Origin of the sequence: Streptococcus iniae (genome assembly GCF_030732225.1) — a bacterium.
GTDB classification, from domain to species: Bacteria; Bacillota; Bacilli; order Lactobacillales; family Streptococcaceae; genus Streptococcus; species Streptococcus iniae.
In genome coordinates, this window is sequence record NZ_CP132230.1 from 1,900,479 (window position 1) to 1,922,342 (window position 21,864).

Genomic DNA, 21,864 nt, shown 5'->3' on the forward strand with positions numbered 1-21,864 from the left:
TCTAATAACCTCCTAGTCGTTACTTGTTTTTGGATCAAAGGCATCACGTAACCCGTCACCTAATAAAATAAAGGCAAGGGAAATAAATACCAAAGCAAGAGCTGGTAGCAATACTTGATAAGGATAGTATTGTAAATTTTCTTGAGCATCTGTGATTAATGACCCAAGAGAGGCTGTCGGTGGTTTAACTCCTAAATTAATAGCAGAAAGAACAGCTTCATACATAATTGCACTTGGTACTGTCATCATGATTTGAACAATGATAATCCCTGAAATATTAGGCAATACATGTTTAAAGGCAATCTTGAAATTACTCTCTCCAAGAGCACGTGAAGCTAAGACAAAGTCACGCTCACGGTAAGACAAGGTTAAATTCCGAACCTGACGGGCCATAGATGTCCAGCCAACAATAGCAATTGAGAAGATGATTGATAAGACACCATTTCCAAGTAATAAACCTAGCATTGTCACAATAACCAAGTTAGGAATGGACGAAATCACTTCAATGACACGTTGCATAAAGGTATCAACTTTTCCACCCGTAAAACCTGAAATCAAGCCATAGGTAACCCCGATAATTAAGTCAATTGTTGTGGCAACAATGGCAATTAATAAGGAAATACGAATACCAACCGTAATCCGTTTGCCAAGACTACGTCCTAGATTGTCTGTTCCAAGTAAGAATTTTTTCTCCTCTGGAACCCCTTGATCAGCGTAAGCATCGTTTGGCTCAGTATTGCCAGCATATGTAATGCTACCATTCCAAACAGGAAGGCTTGCACTAATTTTTGGTGGTAAATTACGGTAAACACTAACTTCTTTACTATTAAAGCTATTAGCATCATTTTTTGAGACAAAGAAATTTGACCCTACTGAAAAGAGCAACAGAATGACAAGGAATCCCATGGCTACTACAGCTAGTTTATTTTTCTTTAATCGTCGCCACGCATCTTCTAGGAAAGACAATGCAGGCTTTTCAATTTTTTCTTGTGAATCGGAATTGCCCGCTCCAACAAGTTTAAATGTTTTTCTTTCTTCTAGCATGATACTCTCCTATCCTAGACGCACTCGTGGGTCTGCAATACTAATAATGATATCTGTAATCAAAATTGCAACCATAAGCATCAAGGCATACACAATTGTTGTTCCCATGATAACTGGGTAATCTTTAGTTGGAATAGAGGTAACAAATTGTTGACCAATTCCTGGAATTGAGAAAATTTGCTCCATCAATGCAGAACCAGTTAAAATGTTAGCGGCTAATGGCCCTACCAAGGTCAATACTGGAATCATCGAGTTACGGTAAGCATGTTTACGGGTAACAAGTCTTTTGGTCAAGCCTTTTGCTCTAGCTAATTGAATATAATCTGAATTCAAGGTCTCAATCATTTCACTACGAAAGAATCGAGTAACCTGTGCAAATACTGGAATCGCAAGGCCTAAAGTTGGCAAAATCGATTGGCTAAATGTTCCCCAACCTGAAAGCGGAAGAAGGGCCCATTTGAAACCAAAGTAATCTAATAATAACAATCCAATAATGAAAGAAGGCACTGAGATTCCCATTGTTGACACAACACTGAGAAAAGCATCCAGTTTATTATTTTTATTACGTGCTGAAACAGCCCCAACAAATAGACCTGAGCTAATCCCAACAACTAGCGCTTGAATCCCTAAATGCACTGAGACGCCTAAACGTTGAGAAATCAAACGCGAAACCGGCTGGTTAATGGATTGATAGCTTGTTCCAAAATCACCACGAAGAATGTCAAATAAATATTTGAAGTATTGCTGCCACAAGGGCTTATCAAGACCGTATTGCTTGTTCATCATAGCAATCATTTCATCTGTTAATCTAGGACTGTTATATGGAGTTCCTGGCATTACTTGCATCAGGAAGAATGATAGGGTCACAACGACCCAAAGTGTCACTACTAAAATAGCCACACGTTTTAATAAGTACTTAGTCATATTTTTCCTCTAACAAAAGCAAGAACTGGTGAAACACCAATTCTTGCACTATTACATTTTTATGGTTCTAAAGTTTACTTTTTATAAGCGTATGTAAAGTCAACATTTAAACCAGTTGAGTTACGGATAAGCCCTTTAATGCTTGGGTTTTGCAAGCCTTCAGTTGAACGGAAGTAGATAGGGTTGTAGTTAGCATTGTCATAAAGTGATTTTTCACCAGCTTTATAATCATCTGCTGCTGCATCAACATCTAATGCGTCTGTTGTTAAAGCTTTTTCATATGCTTTATCAAACTCAGGGTTTGAGAATTTACCATAGTTGTATGGTGAATCTGATTTAAAGAGTCCGTAGAATGTTGATCCTTCTGGATAGTCACCGCCCCAAAGAACAAGTGCTACTTCAAAGTTTTGGTTTTTAGTGTCTTCCAAACGTTGTTTGAAGGTTACAAATTTTTCTTCAACGGTTAGACCTGGAAGAGCTTTTTCCCATGTTTCTTTGATGTAGTCAACAGCCGCTTTTGCTGCAGGTGAATCTGCATCTGCAGTTACAGTAACCTTGAGAGAATCTTTACCAAGTTCAGCTAAGCCTTCTTTGAAGACTTTAGCAGCTTCTTTTTCATCAAATTTGTAGCCTGGAGCAACATGTTCAGTTAAGTCTTTACCATTTTCTAATTTAGCAAGACCTGTTGGTGCAATAGCTGTTGCTGGTTTAGAACCAGTATCTACCGCTGCAGAAACAATGCCTTTACGATCCGTTGCTAGGTTAAGAGCTTGGCGAACTTTTTGATTTGCGACAGCCTCAACTCTTCCTGTTTGGTTATAAACAATATATGCTGTTGTTGCTTCTGGAACTGCTACGATATCTTTATTTTTCTTATTAGCATTGTAGATAGCTGATGTCCCTGAAATGTTAGCATAGTCCAGTTTGCCTTGTTTATACATTTGTACTGCTGTATCTGGTTTTTTAACAGTTTGAATTTTAACTGTTTTTGTCTTAACGTTTTTGGCATCCCAGTAATTTTTGTTTTTGATTAATTTATAAGTACCACTTGTACCATTCCAGTCTTTAACAGTGTATGGTCCAGAGTAAAGTTGTTTTTCTGATGATGTTCCGTAATCTTTACCTGCTTCTTTAACAAAAGCTTCTTTTTGTGGAACAAAGTTTGCAAATGATAACAAACTCTTGAATTGTGGAGCTGGGTTAGTTAGTGTGAAAATCACTTTATTGCCATCAGCTTTAACACCTAAAGAATTTAAGTCTTTGTTTGCACCTGAGTTGATTTCAGCAGCATTTTTAAGATGTGACTCTGTTGCAAGGTATGCATATTCAGATGCTGTTGCAGGATCAACCATACGTTTCCATGTGTAAACAAAATCTTCAGCCGTTAATTTACTGCCATCTGACCATTTCAAACCATCACGTAAAGTAGCTGTATAAGTTAATCCATCTTCTGAAACGTCAATTTTTTTAGCCAAGTCTGGTTGAAGTTTCCCTTTAGCATCAACACGAAGAAGATTACTTCCTGAGTTACCAATTGCTAAAGAAGAATAGGTATCTGTATTTTTAGAAACATCTAAAGTAATAATTTCAGTTGGTGTATACCAGTTAATTTCATCTTTATTATCTAATTTTGCCGCCTTGTTACCACAAGCCATTAATAACATTGCTGAAGCAAGTGTTACTGTCCCCAATCCAACACGTTTTAATGTCGTTTTTTTTGATTCAATCATGTTTCGCCCTCCTAGTTAACCATTTAGGTATAAGTTGATAAGTTAAATTATACCATAATTCCAAATAAATGGAATATATTTATCTGAAAATTTTGATATTAAATTTTTATAAATAATTTGCTATAAAAATTCCTAGATAGCCTTTATCAAAACCCTTTTATATCTGATTTTCTATCTTAAAAATGAATATTTATAGTTATTTTATAAAAAAGCACCAAGCTGACTCGGTGCTTTTTCTCATTTTAATAGCTGTATAGGTAATTATCAATTTCCCATTGAGAAATAAAGGTTGCATATGACGCCCATTCAATGCGTTTTGCTTCCAAGAAATTAGTATAAATGTGTTCTCCCAAAGCATCTTTAACCACATCATCGGTTTGAAGAGCTTTCAAAGCATTATGTAAGGTTGATGGTAAGTCAAGAATACCTGCTGCTTCACGTTCTTCAACAGTCATTGTGTAGATATTTGCTTCAACTGGAATTGGTGCATCAATTTTATTTTCAATCCCGTCAAGTCCTGACTCTAATAAAACTGCAAGCGCCAAGTAAGGATTAGCTGTTGGATCCACTGAACGTAACTCCAAACGTGTTCCTTGTCCGCGTGAAGCGGGTACTCGAATAAGTGGTGAGCGGTTACGGCCTGCCCAGGCAACATAAACTGGCGCTTCATAGCCAGGCACTAAACGTTTGTAAGAATTTACAGTTGGATTCATGATGGCTGTGAAATTGTAAGCATGTTTCATCAAACCACCAAGGAAATAGTAGGCGTCATCTGATAATTGCATGCCACGAGGATCGTTTTCATCATAAAAGGCATTCTTACCGTCTTTATCAAAAAGAGATAAGTTACAATGCATCCCTGAACCATTGATCCCAAATTTAGGCTTAGCCATAAAGGTTGCATACAAGCCATGCTCACGTGCAATGGTTTTAACAACAAGTTTAAAGATTTGGATATTATCACAAGCTTTAAGAGCATCATCGTACTTAAAGTCAATTTCATGCTGACCAACAGCAACCTCATGGTGACTCGCTTCAACTTCAAAGCCCATTTTAGTCAAGACGTTAACAATTTCACGTCTGGTATTATCAGCCAAGTCAGTTGGTGCCAAATCAAAATAACCACCATTGTCATTCACTTCTAAAGTTGGGTTTCCATTAGCATCCATTTTAAAGAGGAAAAACTCTGGTTCTGGGCCAAGGTTGAATGATTTATAACCTGAAGCATCCATGTGTTTAAGGGCTTTTTTAAGGTTACCGCGAGGATCACCTGCAAATGGTTCTCCTTCTGCTGTGTAAATGTCACAGATTAAACCTGCAACAGCACCGTTTTCATCTCCCCAAGGAAAGACAATCCAAGTGTCCAAATCTGGGTAGAGGTACATATCTGATTCATTAATACGTACAAAACCTTCAATAGATGACCCATCAAACATAGCTTTGTTTGATAACACTTTGTCTAACTGCTCATCGGTAGCAGGTATTTCAACGTTTTTCATGATTCCCATGATATCTGTGAACATCAAACGAAGAAAGGTAACGTTCTTCTCTTTTACTTCGCGTCTGATGTCAGCTGCTGTGATTGCCATAAAATTGATCTCCTTATATCTTCAATACGGTATGGTCATTTAAATACGAAAGTTTCCCATAGGTTGCGACGGGGTGGAAAAGCCACCTTGGTTACGGAGTTCATCACGAAGAATTCGACGAACCTCAGCATCAGACAAAGCCTTTTTCTTGTTTAGTTTATCTTGGCGATGCGCATATTCATGTTTGATTGCAGCAATATTTAAGCCATCATTGATAAAATCTTTAATTTCCAAAAGGCGGTCCATATCGTTAAGTGAAAACAAACGACGATTTCCATCTGTTCGCTCAGGTTTAATCAACCCTTGATCTTCATAATAACGTATTTGACGTGCCGTCAAATCTGTTAACGTCATTACAGAGCCGATTGGAAAGACTGCCATGGAGCGTCTGAGTTCTTTTTCTTTCATTGATAACTCCTTTCACACAACCATTATATGCATAAAAACCTAGCTTGTCAAGGGTCATGTTAGAAAACCTAACATAAGTTAATGATTTTTTCGATTAGCCCAGTGTTTTTTCAAAAAATCAACATCAGTATTAACCAATATAGCAATAAAGACCCCACAGAAAGTCTCAAATACTCGAGTAATAACATACATAAAGGTTTCTCCAAGCGGATTAGCCAGCGTAATAACAAGAAGAGCAGCTACTGCTCCAATAATACCCGATTTATTGTTAAAAGCAACGTTAAACATAATGGTCAACATGGTTAAGATAGGAACAAAAATCAAGGTGACCCAATATTGGTTATGAAAGAAGCCTTGTAAAATGTAGAAAATAATGGCAAAAAAACCACCGATGCCATTGCCTAAAATTCTCGAAGTCCCAAAGGACACTGTCTTGCCAAAGTCTTCTCGTAGACTAAATACCGCCGTTAGAGCCCCAATCTGGATGCCTTCAAAGCCAAATAATTTAAAAAAGAGAAGAACCAAAAAGACCGCTAAACCAGTTTTTACCGTCCGCATTCCTAAGGTGAGTTTTCGGGGATCAAAGTGATATTTCATAAGCATCATTCTTTCTATTTGTTATTACATAGTGTAACATCTTAAGAAATATTTGTCATTTCTTATTGTTAATCCATGAAATCAACTCAATCATTTAAGGAGTTGTTAATAGAATGATGACCCCCCCTCTTCTTAGCTACCAAGCTATTTCCCTTATGTCCATTTTTAGCTATCAAAAAAGACGCTTTATCAGCGCCTTTTTAACTTTTATTGCCAGTGACTTTCCAAATTCAGTTTATTCATGGAAAATCTAATACCTAGACTAGAATAGAGGTGATCAATACCAACTCTATTCATCGAAAAGGATGACTTATTTTTCTGTCAATGATGCAAGTCCTGGAAGAATTTTTCCTTCTAAGAGTTCCATTGAGGCACCACCACCTGTAGAAATCCATGAGAATTTGTCTGCACGGCCTAGGTTGATTGCCGCAGCTGCTGAATCACCACCACCGATGATTGATTTAACCCCTGGTTGTTTCACAATTGAGTCCATAACGCCAATTGTTCCAGCTTGGAAATCAGGGTTTTCAAAGACACCCATTGGTCCATTCCATACAACTGTTTTAGCACCTTCAAGGGCTTTATCAAATTCAGTAATCGATTTAGGTCCGATATCCAATCCAAGGAATCCTTCAGATACAGCTTCACCTTCAGTATCACGTACTTCAGTATAACCCGCAAAAGCATTTGCTTCTTTTGAGTCAACTGGTAAGATTAATTTTCCATTTGATTTTTCAAGAAGTTCTTTAGCTACATCAAGTTTGTCTTCTTCAACAAGAGAGTTACCAATTTCGATACCTTGTGCTTTGTAGAATGTGTAAGTCATTCCACCACCGATAAGAACTTTATCAGCTTTTTCAAGAAGATTTTCGATAACACCGATTTTATCTGAAACTTTTGAGCCACCCAAGATTGCGATAAATGGACGTTCTGGTGTTTCAACAGCTTCTTTGATGTAAGCAATTTCGTTTTCAAGTAAGAATCCAGCAACTGCTTTTTCAACATTTGCAGAAATACCAACGTTTGATGCGTGAGCGCGGTGAGCAGTACCAAATGCATCATTTACAAAGATACCATCTCCAAGTGATGCCCAATATTGGCCTAATTCAGCATCATTTTTTGATTCTTTTTTACCGTCAACATCTTCAAAACGTGTATTTTCAACAAGTAATACTTGTCCATCTTCAAGTGCATTGATGGCTGTTTCAAGTTCAGCCCCACGAGTTGCTCCTGGGAAGACAACTTCTTGACCTAATTTTTCAGATAGATTTTTTGCAACTGGTGCAAGAGATTTACCTTCTTTATCAGCTTCTTCTTTAACACGACCTAAGTGTGAGAAAAGAATAGCACGACCACCGTTTTCAACGATATGTTTAATTGTTGGAAGTGCTGCTGAAATACGGTTATCATTAGTGATAACACCATCTTTCAAAGGAACATTGAAGTCGACACGAACAAGGACTTTTTTACCTTTTACATCGATGTCTTTAACAGTCATTTTAGCCATTTAAATAGACTCCTTAATCTTTTTTATAAAAACTATTATACCATATTTCTTTCAAGAAACCTAAGATATGTAAGTGATAAATTAAACATTTCACAAAATTTTCAAGATTTTCAATCTCTATTCATATGGCCAAACAAATCAAACTTAAGCTGATTCTTTTAAAGATTTAACTTTATTTGAAACCTTTCAAGGCTTTTTCACGTAATGTCATTTGCCCTTTAGCATCTGGATGCTCACCTTTGTAAACTGCACTTTCCCATGAACCATACATAGGGTTAGGGAAAATAATAAATTTACTACCAAACTCTTGATGAAGCTCATCTAAAAGTTTACTTCTATCTTCTGATGATGTTTTAGAGAATTCTGCAAAATCCACCAGATTATCACCAAATAACATGATCAGATTTGATGAGTCTTTGACTTTTTGGCGACGGCTTTCTTTTGATGTCATTCCTTTTTCCAAGAACATCAAGTGATCTTTGCCTTGCACTGGGAGTCCTTCATTTTTCAAGTTTTCCATAGTGGCATCAACTTGGCTATCTGCACGGTCAGAAATATAGTAAATTTGAACACCGTTTTGGTCTGCATATTGCAAGAAGTCTTTGGCGCCGGCTACTGGTTTAGCAGCCTTCTTTTGAACCCAAACATCCCAAGAGTCAGGAGAGAAGCCAGTACCATCTTTAACATTTTGAACTTGGTAAGGACTGTTATCTAAAACTGTCTCATCAATATCCAAAACAATTGAGTAGGGTTTTTCACTTGGTTGTGTTAAATACCCCTTCAGTTTTTCAGTTGCAAGTTGATAACCTTGCATATACAAAGCCTTAGCCTCATCTGAGTTTTGATACCATAAAACCGACATGGTATTTTCTTTTGAACGAAGCTGATCATTACTTAAACTAACAAGTTCCTCTTTAGGGGCACTTTTAGTTGCTTTAGCTTCTTTTGATTCTGTTTTCGCACATCCTGTAACAAGTATGAGGGAAATAGCAACTGTACTAAGGGTCATAAATTTACGTGATTTCATAGCAATCTCCTTTTTTTAGTAAGGAAAGTTTAACGCTTTCATTTGCACTTGTCAACCAAGCTTAAAAGCAGTCAATAAGCCTTTAAGCCGCTATTTCTCATGAAAGAACCTTTTCATGATATTCATTTTTCGTTTTTTTCATCATAAAGCTCATTTTATTCTCATTATTAGTCTTTTTTGTGATCAAAATAAACTGAACGTTCGGAAAAAATTTTTTCAAAAAATATAAGTATTTTAAGCCAAACAAAAAAAGAGAGACAAGCTCTCTTTTTGCGTTAGCTAAACTTATTTAGCAATTTTTGCGAAGTACTCAAGAGTACGAACAAGTTGAGCAGTGTAAGACATTTCATTGTCATACCATGAAACAACTTTAACCAATTGATTTCCATCAACAGTTTGTACTTTAGTTTGAGTAGCATCAAATAATGAACCGTAAGAAATACCTACGATATCTGATGATACGATAGCATCTTCAGTGTAACCGTATGAATCGTTAGCTGCTGCTTTCATAGCTGCATTGATTTCTTCTACTGAAGTATCTTTTTCAAGAACTGCTACTAATTCAGTTACTGATCCAGTTGGAACAGGAACACGTTGTGCAGCACCGTCAAGTTTACCATTTAATTCTGGGATAACAAGACCGATTGCTTTAGCAGCACCAGTTGAGTTAGGAACGATGTTTGCTGCAGCTGCACGAGCACGACGAAGATCACCACCACGGTGTGGTCCGTCAAGAACCATTTGGTCACCAGTGTAACCATGGATAGTAGTCATTAAACCTTGTTTTACACCAAAGTTATCTTGTAATGCTTTAGCCATTGGAGCTAAACAGTTTGTAGTACATGAAGCACCTGAGATAACTGTTTCAGTTCCATCAAGAATATCATGGTTAGTGTTGTAAACAACTGTTTTAACGTCATTTCCACCAGGAGCTGTGATAACAACTTTTTTCGCACCGTTAGCGTGAATGTGTTGTTCAGCAGCTGCTTTAGAAGCGAAGAAACCTGTTGCTTCAAGAACGATGTCTACACCATCAGTAGCCCAGTCAATGTTTGCTGGTTCGCGTTCTGCAGAAACTTTAACAAAGCTTCCGTTAACTTCGAATCCACCATCTTTAACTTCAACTGTACCGTCAAAACGACCTTGAGTTGTATCATATTTCAACAAGTGTGCAAGCATGTTAGGATCTGTAAGGTCATTGATACGAGTTACTTCAACACCTTCAACATTTTGAATACGACGGAATGCAAGACGACCGATACGTCCGAAACCGTTAATACCAACTTTAACTACCATTAGTGATTTCCTCCTTATGAAAATCAAAAGAATTATTATTAAAGGGATTTCTCCCACCTATTGTGAAAAGATTAACTTACTAAAGTATAGTAATCTCTCAACAGTTTCTATTATATAACTAATTCACAAAAAAAGCAACTGAAATAGCCATTTCAAGAAAAGTGAAAACGTTTATATATCAAGCTATTCAGCCAGTTTTGTAAGTGTTTACAAGCGCTATTTTCTTTGTAACTACAGCAATGTCACAATACAAAAAAGATTGGAATTTTCATTCCAATCTTAATTTTTAGTGATTATTCACCTTGATTTTTTTTGATGATTTCTTCTTGAACTGACTTAGGAACATCTTCATAGTGGTCAAATACCATCATAAATGTACCACGTCCTTGTGTTGCAGAACGAAGAATTGTTGCATAACCAAACATTTCAGCAAGTGGAACAAAGGCACGAACAACTTGTACATTTCCACGAGCTTCCATACCATCAACACGTCCACGACGTGCAGTAACATGTCCCATTACATCTCCTAAGTTATCTTCAGGAGCTGTAATTGTAACAAGCATCATTGGCTCAAGGATAGCAGGTTGTGCAGATTTAGAAGCTTCTTTAAGTGCTAATGAAGCAGCAATCTTGAAGGCAGTCTCAGATGAGTCAACATCATGGTATGATCCATCGTAAAGTTTAGCTTTAACGTCAACGATTGGGTAACCAGCAAGAACACCATTTGCCATAGACTCAACAAGTCCTTTTTCTACAGCTGGGATAAATTCACGCGGAACTACACCACCAACGATAGCATTTTCGAACTCAAATCCTTTACCTTCTTCATTTGGAGTAAATTCAATCCAAACGTCACCAAATTGACCTTTACCACCAGATTGGCGTTTGAAGAATCCACGTGCTTGAGTTGAAGCGCGGAATGTTTCACGGTAAGATACTTGAGGAGCACCTACGTTAGCTTCAACTTTGAACTCACGACGCATACGGTCAACAAGGACATCCAAGTGAAGCTCACCCATACCAGCGATGATAGTTTCACCAGTTTCAACGTTTGTTTCAACGCGGAAAGTTGGATCTTCTTCAGCAAGTTTTTGAAGGGCGATACCCATTTTATCTTGGTCAGCTTTTGTTTTTGGCTCAACCATCAATTGGATAACTGGTTCTGGAACGTTGATTGATTCCAAAATAACTTTTGATTTTTCATCAGTTAATGAATCACCAGTTGTTGTATTTTTTAAACCAACAGCAGCAGCAATATCACCAGCGTAAACTGTTTCAATTTCTTTACGAGTGTTCGCATGCATTTGAAGGATACGTCCAATACGCTCACGTTTGTCTTTTGAAGTATTCATAACATATGAACCACTTTGAAGAACACCTGAGTAGACACGGAAGAATGTCAAACGACCTACGAATGGGTCAGTCATGATCTTGAAGGCAAGCGCTGCAAATGGTTCTTCATCTGAAGCTGGACGAGTTTCTTCTGCATCTGTATCTGGGTTAATACCTTTGATAGCTGGGATGTCAAGTGGGCTTGGCAAGTAATCAATAACTGCGTCAAGCATCAATTGAACACCTTTGTTTTTGAAGGCTGAACCACACATAACAGGGAAGAATTCAACGTTGATTGTTGCTTTACGGATACCAGCTTTGAGTTCTTCATTAGTGATTTCTTCACCTTCAAGGTATTTCATCATTAATTCTTCATCAGTTTCTGCAACTGCTTCAACTAATTTTTCACGGTATTCTTGAGCTTGCTCTAAGTATTCTGCAGGAATATCTTCTTCGCGGATGTCTGTACCAAGGTCATTAGTATAGATTTCAGCTTTCATTTTAATCAAGTCAATGATACCTGAGAAGTCATCTTCTGAACCAATTGGTAATTGAATTGGATGTGCGTTAGCTTGAAGACGGTCATGAAGTGTGCTTACTGAGTAAAGGAAGTCAGCACCGATTTTGTCCATTTTGTTGGCAAAAACGATACGAGGAACACCATACTCAGTCGCTTGACGCCAAACTGTTTCTGTTTGAGGTTCAACACCTGATTGTGAGTCAAGAACTGTTACAGCTCCATCAAGAACACGAAGAGAACGTTGTACTTCAATGGTGAAGTCCACGTGTCCTGGTGTGTCAATGATGTTAACGCGGTGCTCATTCCATTGTGCAGTTGTTGCAGCAGATGTAATGGTGATACCACGTTCTTGTTCTTGCTCCATCCAGTCCATTTGTGATGCACCTTCGTGAGTTTCACCAATTTTATGGATTTTACCAGTGTAGTAAAGAATACGCTCAGTTGTAGTTGTTTTACCAGCATCGACGTGAGCCATGATACCGATATTACGAGTTTTTGCTAGTGAAAATTCGCGAGCCATTAGGTTTTTTCTCCTATATATTATTTGATATGTCCATTATAGCATATTATTTATAAAAAACGGATAGGCAGGACCTACCCGTTACAACGCATATTAGACTGTTTAGACTTTTAGTCAATTGAATTCTTATGAATTCGAAATGATTACCAACGGAAGTGTGCGAATGCACGGTTAGCTTCAGCCATTTTGTGTGTGTCTTCACGTTTCTTAACAGATGCACCAGTATTGTTAGCAGCATCCATGATTTCTTTCGCAAGACGATCTTTCATAGTGTGTTCACCACGAGCACGTGATGCGTTAACCAACCAACGAAGACCTAAAGTTGTACGACGTTCTGGACGAACTTCAACTGGGACTTGGTAGTTTGATCCACCAACACGGCGGGCACGTACTTCAAGTACAGGCATGATGTTGTCCATTGCTGTTTCAAATACTTCAAGAGCATCAGTTCCTGTTGCTTCTTTGATAGCTTCAAATGCATCATAGACGATTGTTGCAGCAGTTCCACGTTTTCCATCAAGCATAACACGGTTGATAAGACGTGTTACGATTTTTGAGTTATATAATGGATCTGGTAATACTTCGCGCTTAGGCGCTTGATTTTTACGACTCATTGTTTCTTATCTCCCTTCTATTATCCTTTAGGACGTTTAGCACCGTATTTAGAACGGCCTTGTTTACGGTCAGCAACACCTGCAGTATCAAGTGCACCACGAACGATATGGTAACGTACCCCTGGAAGGTCTTTTACACGTCCACCACGGATAAGAACAACACTATGTTCTTGTAAGTTGTGTCCGATACCTGGAATGTATGCTGTTACTTCAATAAGGTTGCTCAAACGAACACGAGCAAATTTACGAAGGGCAGAGTTAGGTTTTTTAGGTGTCATTGTACCAACACGAGTTGCAACTCCACGTTTTTGTGGTGAAGCCATTTTAGTATGAACTTTTTTATGGCTGTTGTAACCAATGTTCAATGCTGGTGAGTCTGATTTTTCAACTTTAGATTGGCGTGGTTTACGTACCAATTGGTTAATTGTAGGCATCTACATTCTCCTGTGTTTTTTTATTTTTGGTTGATATAGCACTTGGTGACAGCCTATATCTGGGTGCACTTTTTGCAACAATTGTCAGCACGTCTCTGTACACTTTTGAGAGACCAAAAGTAAAAAGTACCGTTTATTATAATAACATAAACGGTACTTAGTGTCAATCACAATTTCTTTTATTTAATATCTTTTTTTAGCTTAAATCCTGTCAATCCAACCGCTGTTAACATGACAACTCCTGCGCGAATAGCACGTTTTGTGCTTTCGTCATTTGACAATGCCATGTCACCTGCTAGAGTCGAGCCACTGCCATAACCTAAGTTTGTTGAATCTGTTCCTTTACTAATATTATCAGCAACTTTAGCAAGGATTCCTTGACCAGCTAAAATTTGAGGAGATACAGCTAAGGCATCTTTCACAAGTTCAGTTGTTGTTTGTGCAACAAGATTAGCTGTTTTATCAGTCTTGCTTTCAGAAACTTGTTCTTTTTTAATTTCTGTAGTTTTGAGAGCTGCTACTGGTGAAGCTGCTTTAGCCTCTAATATTTTGCTTGCTACAACTTCTGCCACAGCTTCTGGATGAGCTGTCAAGCCTAATGGCCCTGGAATAAGGACTGTTTTTTCTTTAACAACATTTTGAAGCAAACGTAATTGTTGCTCGGTCGATGTAATTGCTGAAAGAAGTCGTGTTTTACGACTCATCAAGCTCGCCAAATTGTTCTTAGAAATATCAAGTTTCGCAGTAGTCGCAGCTAATTCTGTCTGCATTTTTGCTACATCAACTTTTGCCATTTCTTTACGATTTGGGTTATTTTTAAAGTCAAGTAAAGCTTGTAATTCTTTTTGTTTAGAAACTAAGCCAACTACTTTAACATTTGATAAGTGCAATTGATTGTTGAAGGTATTCAATTGAGCTTTAGCAGTTGTCAAAAAGGCGAGTTTTTGATCCAATTGCGCCTTAACACTGCGTTGCAGTGTTTTAGCAGATGCTAAATCTGACTCTAATTTTGTTTTTGATTGCTTCAACTGAACCAGTTGCCCTTTTAATTTAGCCAACTCTGTTTTAGCAAAATCATTTTGCACCTTATAACTGTTTACTCTATTTTGAGCTGAAACTACTTGTGCTTCTGATGAAACATGTGCAATACGTTGTTTTAAAGATGATATTTTAGTATTGAGATTAGCGATGCTTGTTTTCAAATTGTTGATTTGACTTGCATTGCTAACTGTAATTGTAGGACCTGAAACCAAACTCTGATTGAATGCACTAGGATTTTTGATATTAGTTTTAGGGAAAACAACATAGTGAGTGTTCAAACCACCAACACTACTTGTTGATACACCTAAATAAACCGGTGCTGATGGATTGGTTTTATCCCAACGCAAGAAGTTAACTGTATGGCCTAAAGTGTTGCCGTGTAAATAGTCTGTAAAGAGCATGTAACGAACAGAATTGTAGATACTGCGTTTAATACCATTAACAGTGTGGACATCATCAAAGAATCCTAGGTTTTCATACATATTATCATCATTTGGAATCAAACCAACTTTTTGGGCTGATGCTTGAATAATGGTCTTATCGTGTGGGCCAATACCACGGTGACCTGCAACGCCTGCTTGCCCATAATTAAAGAATGGGCGTGTGTTACCGTGTGTCGCCTTATAAGAGGTTGTTAGGTAACGCGCAAAATCTTGTGAGCCTTGTGAAACAATTAATTGTGATAACCCAAGTTGCTGACGGACTGAATTAATCATTGAAGTAGCAAATAAGGCCAATTCATTTTGAACTTCAGGTGTTAATTGATCGATATTGACAAAGCGGTTTAAGTCGCTAGGGATGTCAACATAGGTGTTAATTGCTTGTCCAGGACTTGTTCTTGCGATAAGTGTGTCTTTCATTGAATTGAAAGCATTTAAGTAAGACTGACTACCAATATAACCACTAGCCATTAGTTTTTGAATTTCAGCAAATGGGAAGCCGTTAGGAATAACCATTTTATTATTCCCAACAACATTAATTCTAGTGCTTGTTGCAGTATGTTGAAGTTTTGTTAATTCTGCTTGTTTGTTGGCTAAAGTTGCTTGATTGGTTGCTAACTCTTGATTCAACTGTTTCTTAGCTGCTTCAGTCACTGCTGTCAGATTTGCTTTTGCTTTTGCTAATTCACTTGTAGTTGTTGCAAGATCTTTTTCTGCTTCATGGGCTTGTGCTGTAATTTTTTCAGGCTGATTAACCATTTTGGTTAAATCACTTACTTTTTTATCAGCTTGTGCAGCTTGTTCAGCTAACTTTTTAGCTTCTGCACCAGTTGTCGCAACAAGTTCTGTTTGCTTTTGAACACGACTTGCAACAGCTAACTTTTCAGCCTCATTTTGTTGTAATTGTGCTTTTGTAGTTGTTAACTCTTCTTTATTTTTTTCAACAAGTGCTGTGAATTCTTTTTCACTAACAGCAGAAACTGTTTCAAGTGTCTTTTGAGCGGCAGCTAGCGCAGCTGCTTCTTCTGCTTTTTTAGCTTCTAAAGTAAGTAGTTCTTTGTTGGTAGCATCAATTTCTGCATTCACTTTTGATAAATTTGTATTTTGAGCAGAAAGAGTTGCTTCAGTAGTTGCAACAGCTGTCCGGGCATCTTCAACAGTCGTAGGCATCGCCATAGTCTCATCACTTGACGTATTCATGCCATTTTTTTGAGCACTCGCTTCTTCTGCTTTAACTTGTTGAGCAACCCCAACACTTGCACTGAGCAAAGCCAAGGTAGACGTTAAAGCAATGGTTGTCTTAATATTCTTTGATTTGTTTTCTAATTCCATTTTCTCTCCCTTGTAATTGACCAAGTCAGTCAAAAATGTTTCCTACTTCAACGACAACTTTATTATTTTTGACATCAATTTCTGAAACTTTTAGTAAGGACTTGTAAGTCATCTGTTCACGTTCTTCTTTAGCATTCTCAGCAAAGACAGCCACACCAACTAAAGTACTATCAAATTCTGTCAATAAGCTAATCATCCCTGTGATTGTTCCGCCACCCTTTAAGAAGTCATCAACAATAAGCACACGGCTATTGGGTTTTAGACTGCGTTTTGACAAGAACATTTTTTCAATACGATCACTTGATGCGCTGGCATAATTGACGGAAACGGTTGATCCTTCTGTAATTTTTAAGTCTCGTCTAACGATAACAAAAGGTACATTCAAGATATTAGCAACAGCGTTAGCTAGAGGTACACCTTTAGTCGCAACCGTCATAACGGCATCAATTTTTTGATCTTTAAAAGCGTTAGCAATAATACGACCAATATTTTGAAGGGTTTTAGGTGTGCTTAATAGATCTGAAAGATAGATATAACCTCCTGGTAGTATCCGATTATTTTCAGAAAGGCGCTGGCACAAATCTTCGACAATCATGCGAGCTTCATCCTCAGAGATACTTGGTGTATAGATAACGCCACCACTTGCTCCTGTTAGGGTTTCTATTTCACCAATATTTGCTTCTTCAAATGCTTTTTTGATAATAGCAATGTCTTCTGAAATTGATGATTTTGCTGCTTCATATTTGGTTGCAAATGTGTTCAAACTTGTTAATTTATAAGGGTTGTTAATAAGGTAATTTGAGATAACAACCATACGTTCACTACGTCTTAATTTCATATTTTCCCCATTTAAGTATACTTTAATCCATTATAGCACAAGATATGCAAAAAAACGAACGTTCAATAGTTGAAGGTTCGCTATTTTACTGGTGTCATCAAAACTTAATATTTGGGTTTGTAGAAAGAACGGTTATCCATAGCAAAAATACGATTTGTCATCTCTCCTTCACCAACTCTGTTCAAAGCTGTTAACATCATCATCATATTAGCATCAATATTGTCAATCATATGAAGTATCTCTGCTTCCATTATTCTTGGGCGAATTGGACTACCATATTCCAATTGCCCGTGATGACTTAAAATCAGATGGCGTAGGACAATAACTTCTTCTTTGGTATCATCAATATTTAGGTCATTAATAACTTTGGTAATTTCCTCATTAATCAAAGCAATATGACCAATTAAATTTCCTCTTACAGTATATTCTGTATTATCTGGACCAGTCAATTCAATTACCTTTGCTAGATCGTGTAGCATAACTCCCGCAAATAGAAGACTCTTGTTCAATTCAGGATAAATATCGCCAATACTATCTGCTAGTCTGACCATTGTCGCTGTATGAAAAGCAAGTCCCGACTCAAAAGCATGATGGTTTGTTTTTGCGGCAGGAAAGGTGTAAAACTCTTTATCGTACTTGCGGTAAAGGGCACGGACAATGCGTTGCCAAGTGGCATTCTCAATCTTAAAAAGCATCTGTTCCAAATAATCACGAACGTCTGCCGCACTTACTGGCGCTTTTTCTTTAAAGTCTTTGGGATCATTTGGCTCTCCCTCTCGGGTATTACGAAGTGTGATTTGGTTAACTTGTGGTGTTCCATTATAAACCTCACGTCTTCCTTTCATGTGAACAACCTTACCTGCAACAAATTCTTCAACATTGTAGGCTTGTGCGTCCCATAAATTCCCCGAAATCTCTCCCGTATCATCTTGGAAGGTGAAGGTAATGAAATCTTTTCCTGCTCTCGTTTTTCTGACCTCAGCTGTCTTAATTAAATAGTAACCTTCAAACAGTTGGTCTTTTTTCATTTGGTTAATTTTCATCTCTATCCTCTTCTAAAAATGGCATATTTAACAGATTTTCTGTTTCTTGATCCTGATAATTTTCAACCTTACTCAAGGCCCTAACAATAGCATTTGTCCGAGTTGAAATCAACTGATCTAAAGTTGTATTTGCTGTATTAATTTGTTTTTGCGCCTTAAGAAGCATACCACCAAATTTTTCAAATTCCACCTTAACATTGCCAAGGATTTTACTAATATCATCAGCATTTTTTTGAATATTAAGTGTCTTAAATCCAACTGATAATGAATTCAATAAAGCAGATAAGGTTGATGGACCTGCTACCACAATATTATCATCCCTTCTTAAAGCGTCAAAAAAAGCCGCGTTTCTTACAACTTCTGAGTAAAGACCCTCTGTTGGTAAAAACATAATACCGAAATTTGTTGTTTCTGGTGGGTTAATGTATTTCTTATTGATGTCTTTAGCAAAACGTTTGACGGCTCCTAAAAGTGCTTTGCGCGATTGCTCGATAACATCCTTATCAGCAGACTCATAGGCATCTTCTAAACGGTAATAATCTTCAAGAGGGAATTTCGAGTCGATTGGTAAATAAATATGGTCACCTTGCCCACTCCCTGGAAGCTTAACAGCATACTCAACACGTTCTGTTGACCCTTTTACAGTTGCTACTTCTTTGTCATACTGGTGAACCGTTAGGATATCCTCAATAATTTGTCCCAATTGCAACTCTCCCAGAATCCCTCTGGTTTTAGTGTTTGAGAGAACTTTATTAAGAGTCCCAACATCCTTAGCAACTGTTCGCATCTCACCAAGCCCTTGGTTAACACTCTCCAACTGTTTAGAAACAGTCTCAAATGAAACTTGGAGTCTATTTTTAAGGGTTTGCTCCAATTTTTCTTCGACGGTTTGGCGCATTTGCTCAAGGCGTTTTTCATTGGACTCTTGCAAGTTTTTAACAGACTGCTCCATATTTTCTGTGATTTTTTCCAGTCTCAGATCTGTCTTATCACGAGACTCTGAAAGGTTCTGGTGAAGAACATCCTTAAGGTCATTCAATTGCTGATAAAGGTCTGTTTGCTGACGATTCATAAGGGCGCTGATATCAATGACTTGATTTTTACTAGATAAATCCAAAAGGTAAGTCAATTGATCTGAAAGATTGTCTGTGCCGTTTTCAAGTGTTTTTGTCAACTGGCTTTCCAAAGCTTGTACCTTTAGGTAAAGAAAGACAGACACGGTTGCAGTGATTACCGTTAAAATAATAATGATAATGTTCATACTAACTCCTGTCTTTACTCTGAATAATAATGATATAACCTGAATGGGCACTTACTGTAATAGACTTTCCGTCAAACTCATTACTGGAATAGATTTTTTTCTTAAAAAACTGTGATGCACTTAATTCATATTTAGCGCCCCTAATCTCTAAATCAGCGTCACCATCAGTCATAAAAGCGACATAAGACATGCCCAACTCTTTCTCAATCTGATGCCTCCCCGCAGGTCTATAACTAAGACAATTTTGCTGATCTCGCAGTGAAATAGCCGTCATAAATGGTGCTATCTCACAATCATTAGGTAGAAAAATATTGGATAAGAAATGATCCATTCGCCCCCCAAAAGCTCCAAAAATAGTCACTTGAGCATCCGGCCACTTCTTAAAAACCGTTTTCAAGGCTAACTCTGTGTCCGTATCATTTTTCTCGACATCTGCAAGAACAAGCTTTTTAGCCTTCTCTTTTATATTCGATAATTCTTCCGGAAAAACAGAATCAAAATCACCAACAGCTATATCTAAAGGAAGCCCATTTTTTACTAAAAACAGGCTGCCGCGGTCAATTCCAACAAAATAATCAAAATCAGTCGTGTAGTAAGACAAATCCCCGCCAGCAAATAAAGCCACTCTAGTCATTTAAAGCTGTCCTTAACGTTTCAACTTGACTGACTAAGTCACTTGCCTTAAAGAGGTATGATCCTGCGACAAAAACATTTGCTCCAGCTGCTTTGCAACTAGCAATGGTTTTATCATCAACACCACCGTCAACTTCAATATCAAAAGATAAGCCTTTTTCTTTTCTTAATCGAGCAATTGCCGTCACTTTTTGAAGGCATTCTGGAATAAAGGCTTGACCACCAAAACCTGGGTTAACCGTCATGATAAGCACCTGATCAACTAAGTCCAATACCGGCTCCAATGCAGTAACAGGAGTTCCAGGATTAATCACAACACCAGCTTTCATACCAGCCGCTTTAATTTTTTGAAGTGCACCATGAATATGAACAGTACTTTCTGTATGAATGGTCATAATATCTGCGCCTGCCTGAGCATAGGCGTCCACATATCTTTCTGGGTTAACGACCATTAAGTGACAGTCAAAAACAAGTTTGCTATGCTTACGCATGCTTGCAACAACATCTGCGCCAAAGCTAATATTTGGAACAAATTGTCCATCCATAATATCAATATGCACATACTCTGCACCTGTTTCTTCGATACGTCTTAGTTCAGATGCAAAATTAGCATAATCAGCAGCAAGGATAGACGGAGCAATTTTATGACTTAGCATGTGTAAACCTACTTTCTTTTAATGACTTTTTTAAATGTTTCACGACGGTTTTCAATTTCACTTAAAAATTGAAGGTAATTATCATAACGAACCTGCCAGATATGTCCAGCTTCTAAAGCTGCTTTAACACCACATTTAGGCTCGTGAAGGTGACTACAGGATCTAAACTTGCAGTCATGACTGTATTTGCGGATTTCTGGAAAAGCCTCACTTAAATCTTCAGCATTATCAATCTCATAATCTAGCGATGAAAATCCTGGCGTATCAGCGATTTTCCCATCATAGACATCGTAAAAACTGACAGCCCGAGTGGTATGTTTCCCTCGGCCAAGACTATCAGAAATGACACCTGTTTCCAATTCCAAATCTGGTGCAATTCTGTTGAGAAGAGTTGATTTCCCAACGCCTGTTTGCCCCATAAAGACGGTAACTTTGTCTTTTAGATAAGGCAGCAATTCTTCGAGGCTTAAAGCGAAATCATAACCGATAGCTTGATAATTTCGACAAATTAACGTAATCTCTTCAGCATCTTCCAGAAGGTCCATCTTAGAAATGTAAATGACTGGCCGAATCCCTTTATGCTCTAAAAGCACCAAAAAACGGTCCAACAAATTACTGTTGAAATCTGGTTCTCTGGCAGACATAATCACGACTGCTTGATCGATGTTAACAATCGGCGGGCGGACTAGACTATTTTTTCGTTCCTCGATAGCTAAAATATAGCCTTCTGAATCTTGTTCTGCCGTGAAGTCAACAAAATCACCAACGTAAGGGACTTGACCTGTTTTTCTAAAATTACCACGGGCACGTGTTTGATAGACCTGTCCATCTGATTCTACATAATAAAAACCAGCCAGGGCCTTGACAATTCTTCCTTGCAAATGAACTCCTTAGTTTTACGCATTAATAATACTATTATAGCAGAAACTTCTGTCAATTTCAGATTTTGGCACCAAAGAATACCTGCAAATAAGATCACCTTTCTCATAAAAATTGTGATAGCAAGAGGTCAAGAACTTAAGAAGCTATCACTTGGTTCTGTCTTTACCACTGTATCTGGTAGAGCATCAAAAAATCC

General features: G+C 37.7%; 19 protein-coding genes. All 19 read right to left on the reverse strand.

Annotation, left to right across the window (positions count from 1 at the left end):
• Positions 1-12 precede the first annotated feature (12 nt).
• Complete coding sequence (locus tag Q9317_RS09340; RefSeq protein ID WP_003102195.1) at positions 13-1,044, reverse strand: ABC transporter permease; 1,032 nt, start codon at positions 1,042-1,044, stop codon at positions 13-15.
• Positions 1,045-1,053: 9 nt separating this feature from the next.
• A complete protein-coding gene (locus tag Q9317_RS09345; protein ID WP_003102198.1) occupies positions 1,054-1,968 on the reverse strand; it encodes an ABC transporter permease in 915 nt (304 codons plus the stop codon).
• 74 nt (positions 1,969-2,042) lie between these two features.
• Positions 2,043-3,698, reverse strand: a complete 1,656-nt coding sequence (locus tag Q9317_RS09350; RefSeq protein ID WP_003102201.1) for a peptide ABC transporter substrate-binding protein — start codon at positions 3,696-3,698, stop codon at positions 2,043-2,045.
• Between the two features lie 242 nt (positions 3,699-3,940).
• Positions 3,941-5,287 carry a type I glutamate--ammonia ligase gene (gene glnA / locus Q9317_RS09355; RefSeq protein WP_003102203.1) on the reverse strand — a complete coding sequence of 449 codons (1,347 nt, stop codon included), beginning with the start codon at positions 5,285-5,287 and terminating at the stop codon, positions 3,941-3,943.
• Positions 5,288-5,326: 39 nt separating this feature from the next.
• On the reverse strand, positions 5,327-5,695 hold the full coding sequence (locus tag Q9317_RS09360; protein WP_003102205.1) for a MerR family transcriptional regulator: 369 nt from the start codon (positions 5,693-5,695) through the stop codon (positions 5,327-5,329).
• 78 nt (positions 5,696-5,773) lie between these two features.
• On the reverse strand, positions 5,774-6,292 hold the full coding sequence (locus Q9317_RS09365; protein ID WP_003102207.1) for an FUSC family protein: 519 nt from the start codon (positions 6,290-6,292) through the stop codon (positions 5,774-5,776).
• 310 nt (positions 6,293-6,602) lie between these two features.
• Positions 6,603-7,799: a phosphoglycerate kinase gene (locus tag Q9317_RS09370; protein WP_003102212.1), complete on the reverse strand. Its 1,197-nt coding sequence runs from the start codon at positions 7,797-7,799 to the stop codon at positions 6,603-6,605.
• Positions 7,800-7,971: 172 nt separating this feature from the next.
• Positions 7,972-8,826 carry a 5'-nucleotidase, lipoprotein e(P4) family gene (locus Q9317_RS09375; protein WP_003102214.1) on the reverse strand — a complete coding sequence of 285 codons (855 nt, stop codon included), beginning with the start codon at positions 8,824-8,826 and terminating at the stop codon, positions 7,972-7,974.
• A 285-nt stretch (positions 8,827-9,111) separates the two neighbouring features.
• Positions 9,112-10,122 carry a type I glyceraldehyde-3-phosphate dehydrogenase gene (gene gap / locus Q9317_RS09380; RefSeq protein ID WP_003102216.1) on the reverse strand — a complete coding sequence of 337 codons (1,011 nt, stop codon included), beginning with the start codon at positions 10,120-10,122 and terminating at the stop codon, positions 9,112-9,114.
• 293 nt (positions 10,123-10,415) lie between these two features.
• Complete coding sequence (gene fusA, locus Q9317_RS09385) at positions 10,416-12,494, reverse strand: elongation factor G (RefSeq protein ID WP_003102218.1); 2,079 nt, start codon at positions 12,492-12,494, stop codon at positions 10,416-10,418.
• A gap of 143 nt (positions 12,495-12,637) precedes the next feature.
• Entirely contained in the window at positions 12,638-13,108 is a 471-nt protein-coding gene (gene rpsG, locus Q9317_RS09390) for a 30S ribosomal protein S7 (protein ID WP_003102219.1), read from the reverse strand.
• Between the two features lie 20 nt (positions 13,109-13,128).
• Positions 13,129-13,542: a 30S ribosomal protein S12 gene (gene rpsL, locus Q9317_RS09395; RefSeq protein WP_003102221.1), complete on the reverse strand. Its 414-nt coding sequence runs from the start codon at positions 13,540-13,542 to the stop codon at positions 13,129-13,131.
• 179 nt (positions 13,543-13,721) lie between these two features.
• Complete coding sequence (locus tag Q9317_RS09400) at positions 13,722-16,355, reverse strand: SEC10/PgrA surface exclusion domain-containing protein (RefSeq protein WP_003102223.1); 2,634 nt, start codon at positions 16,353-16,355, stop codon at positions 13,722-13,724.
• Positions 16,356-16,380: 25 nt separating this feature from the next.
• On the reverse strand, positions 16,381-17,193 hold the full coding sequence (gene purR / locus Q9317_RS09405; RefSeq protein ID WP_003102225.1) for a pur operon repressor: 813 nt from the start codon (positions 17,191-17,193) through the stop codon (positions 16,381-16,383).
• A gap of 104 nt (positions 17,194-17,297) precedes the next feature.
• Positions 17,298-18,236, reverse strand: coding sequence for a 3'-5' exoribonuclease YhaM family protein (locus tag Q9317_RS09410; RefSeq protein ID WP_003102227.1), 939 nt, complete (start codon positions 18,234-18,236; stop codon positions 17,298-17,300).
• The gene (locus Q9317_RS09415; protein ID WP_003102228.1) at positions 18,226-19,497 is read right to left on the reverse strand and encodes a DNA recombination protein RmuC; all 1,272 of its coding nucleotides are present in this window, start codon (positions 19,495-19,497) and stop codon (positions 18,226-18,228) included. Before Q9317_RS09415 ends, Q9317_RS09410 begins: the two co-directional genes overlap by 11 nt.
• Position 19,498: 1 nt before the next feature.
• Entirely contained in the window at positions 19,499-20,131 is a 633-nt protein-coding gene (locus Q9317_RS09420; protein WP_003102229.1) for a thiamine diphosphokinase, read from the reverse strand.
• Positions 20,124-20,786 carry a ribulose-phosphate 3-epimerase gene (gene rpe / locus Q9317_RS09425; protein ID WP_016356173.1) on the reverse strand — a complete coding sequence of 221 codons (663 nt, stop codon included), beginning with the start codon at positions 20,784-20,786 and terminating at the stop codon, positions 20,124-20,126. The genes Q9317_RS09420 and rpe overlap by 8 nt, the downstream gene beginning before the upstream one ends.
• Positions 20,787-20,794: 8 nt before the next feature.
• On the reverse strand, positions 20,795-21,667 hold the full coding sequence (gene rsgA / locus Q9317_RS09430) for a ribosome small subunit-dependent GTPase A (RefSeq protein ID WP_003102231.1): 873 nt from the start codon (positions 21,665-21,667) through the stop codon (positions 20,795-20,797).
• Positions 21,668-21,864: the final 197 nt, after the last annotated feature.

What these genes read in the sequence shown, in the direction of transcription:
- Q9317_RS09400 (WP_003102223.1), bottom strand. Translation starts at nt 16,355, where the DNA reads ATGGAATTAGAAAACAAATCAAAGAATATTAAGACAACCATTGCTTTA.
- purR (WP_003102225.1), bottom strand. Translation starts at nt 17,193, where the DNA reads ATGAAATTAAGACGTAGTGAACGTATGGTTGTTATCTCAAATTACCTT.
- Q9317_RS09375 (WP_003102214.1), bottom strand. Translation starts at nt 8,826, where the DNA reads ATGAAATCACGTAAATTTATGACCCTTAGTACAGTTGCTATTTCCCTC.
- Q9317_RS09365 (WP_003102207.1), bottom strand. Translation starts at nt 6,292, where the DNA reads ATGAAATATCACTTTGATCCCCGAAAACTCACCTTAGGAATGCGGACG.
- gap (WP_003102216.1), bottom strand. Translation starts at nt 10,122, where the DNA reads ATGGTAGTTAAAGTTGGTATTAACGGTTTCGGACGTATCGGTCGTCTT.
- Q9317_RS09420 (WP_003102229.1), bottom strand. Translation starts at nt 20,131, where the DNA reads ATGACTAGAGTGGCTTTATTTGCTGGCGGGGATTTGTCTTACTACACG.
- rpsL (WP_003102221.1), bottom strand. Translation starts at nt 13,542, where the DNA reads ATGCCTACAATTAACCAATTGGTACGTAAACCACGCCAATCTAAAGTT.
- rpe (WP_016356173.1), bottom strand. Translation starts at nt 20,786, where the DNA reads ATGCTAAGTCATAAAATTGCTCCGTCTATCCTTGCTGCTGATTATGCT.
- Q9317_RS09345 (WP_003102198.1), bottom strand. Translation starts at nt 1,968, where the DNA reads ATGACTAAGTACTTATTAAAACGTGTGGCTATTTTAGTAGTGACACTT.
- Q9317_RS09415 (WP_003102228.1), bottom strand. Translation starts at nt 19,497, where the DNA reads ATGAACATTATCATTATTATTTTAACGGTAATCACTGCAACCGTGTCT.
- rpsG (WP_003102219.1), bottom strand. Translation starts at nt 13,108, where the DNA reads ATGAGTCGTAAAAATCAAGCGCCTAAGCGCGAAGTATTACCAGATCCA.
- Q9317_RS09360 (WP_003102205.1), bottom strand. Translation starts at nt 5,695, where the DNA reads ATGAAAGAAAAAGAACTCAGACGCTCCATGGCAGTCTTTCCAATCGGC.
- fusA (WP_003102218.1), bottom strand. Translation starts at nt 12,494, where the DNA reads ATGGCTCGCGAATTTTCACTAGCAAAAACTCGTAATATCGGTATCATG.
- Q9317_RS09340 (WP_003102195.1), bottom strand. Translation starts at nt 1,044, where the DNA reads ATGCTAGAAGAAAGAAAAACATTTAAACTTGTTGGAGCGGGCAATTCC.
- Q9317_RS09410 (WP_003102227.1), bottom strand. Translation starts at nt 18,236, where the DNA reads ATGAAAATTAACCAAATGAAAAAAGACCAACTGTTTGAAGGTTACTAT.
- Q9317_RS09350 (WP_003102201.1), bottom strand. Translation starts at nt 3,698, where the DNA reads ATGATTGAATCAAAAAAAACGACATTAAAACGTGTTGGATTGGGGACA.
- glnA (WP_003102203.1), bottom strand. Translation starts at nt 5,287, where the DNA reads ATGGCAATCACAGCAGCTGACATCAGACGCGAAGTAAAAGAGAAGAAC.
- Q9317_RS09370 (WP_003102212.1), bottom strand. Translation starts at nt 7,799, where the DNA reads ATGGCTAAAATGACTGTTAAAGACATCGATGTAAAAGGTAAAAAAGTC.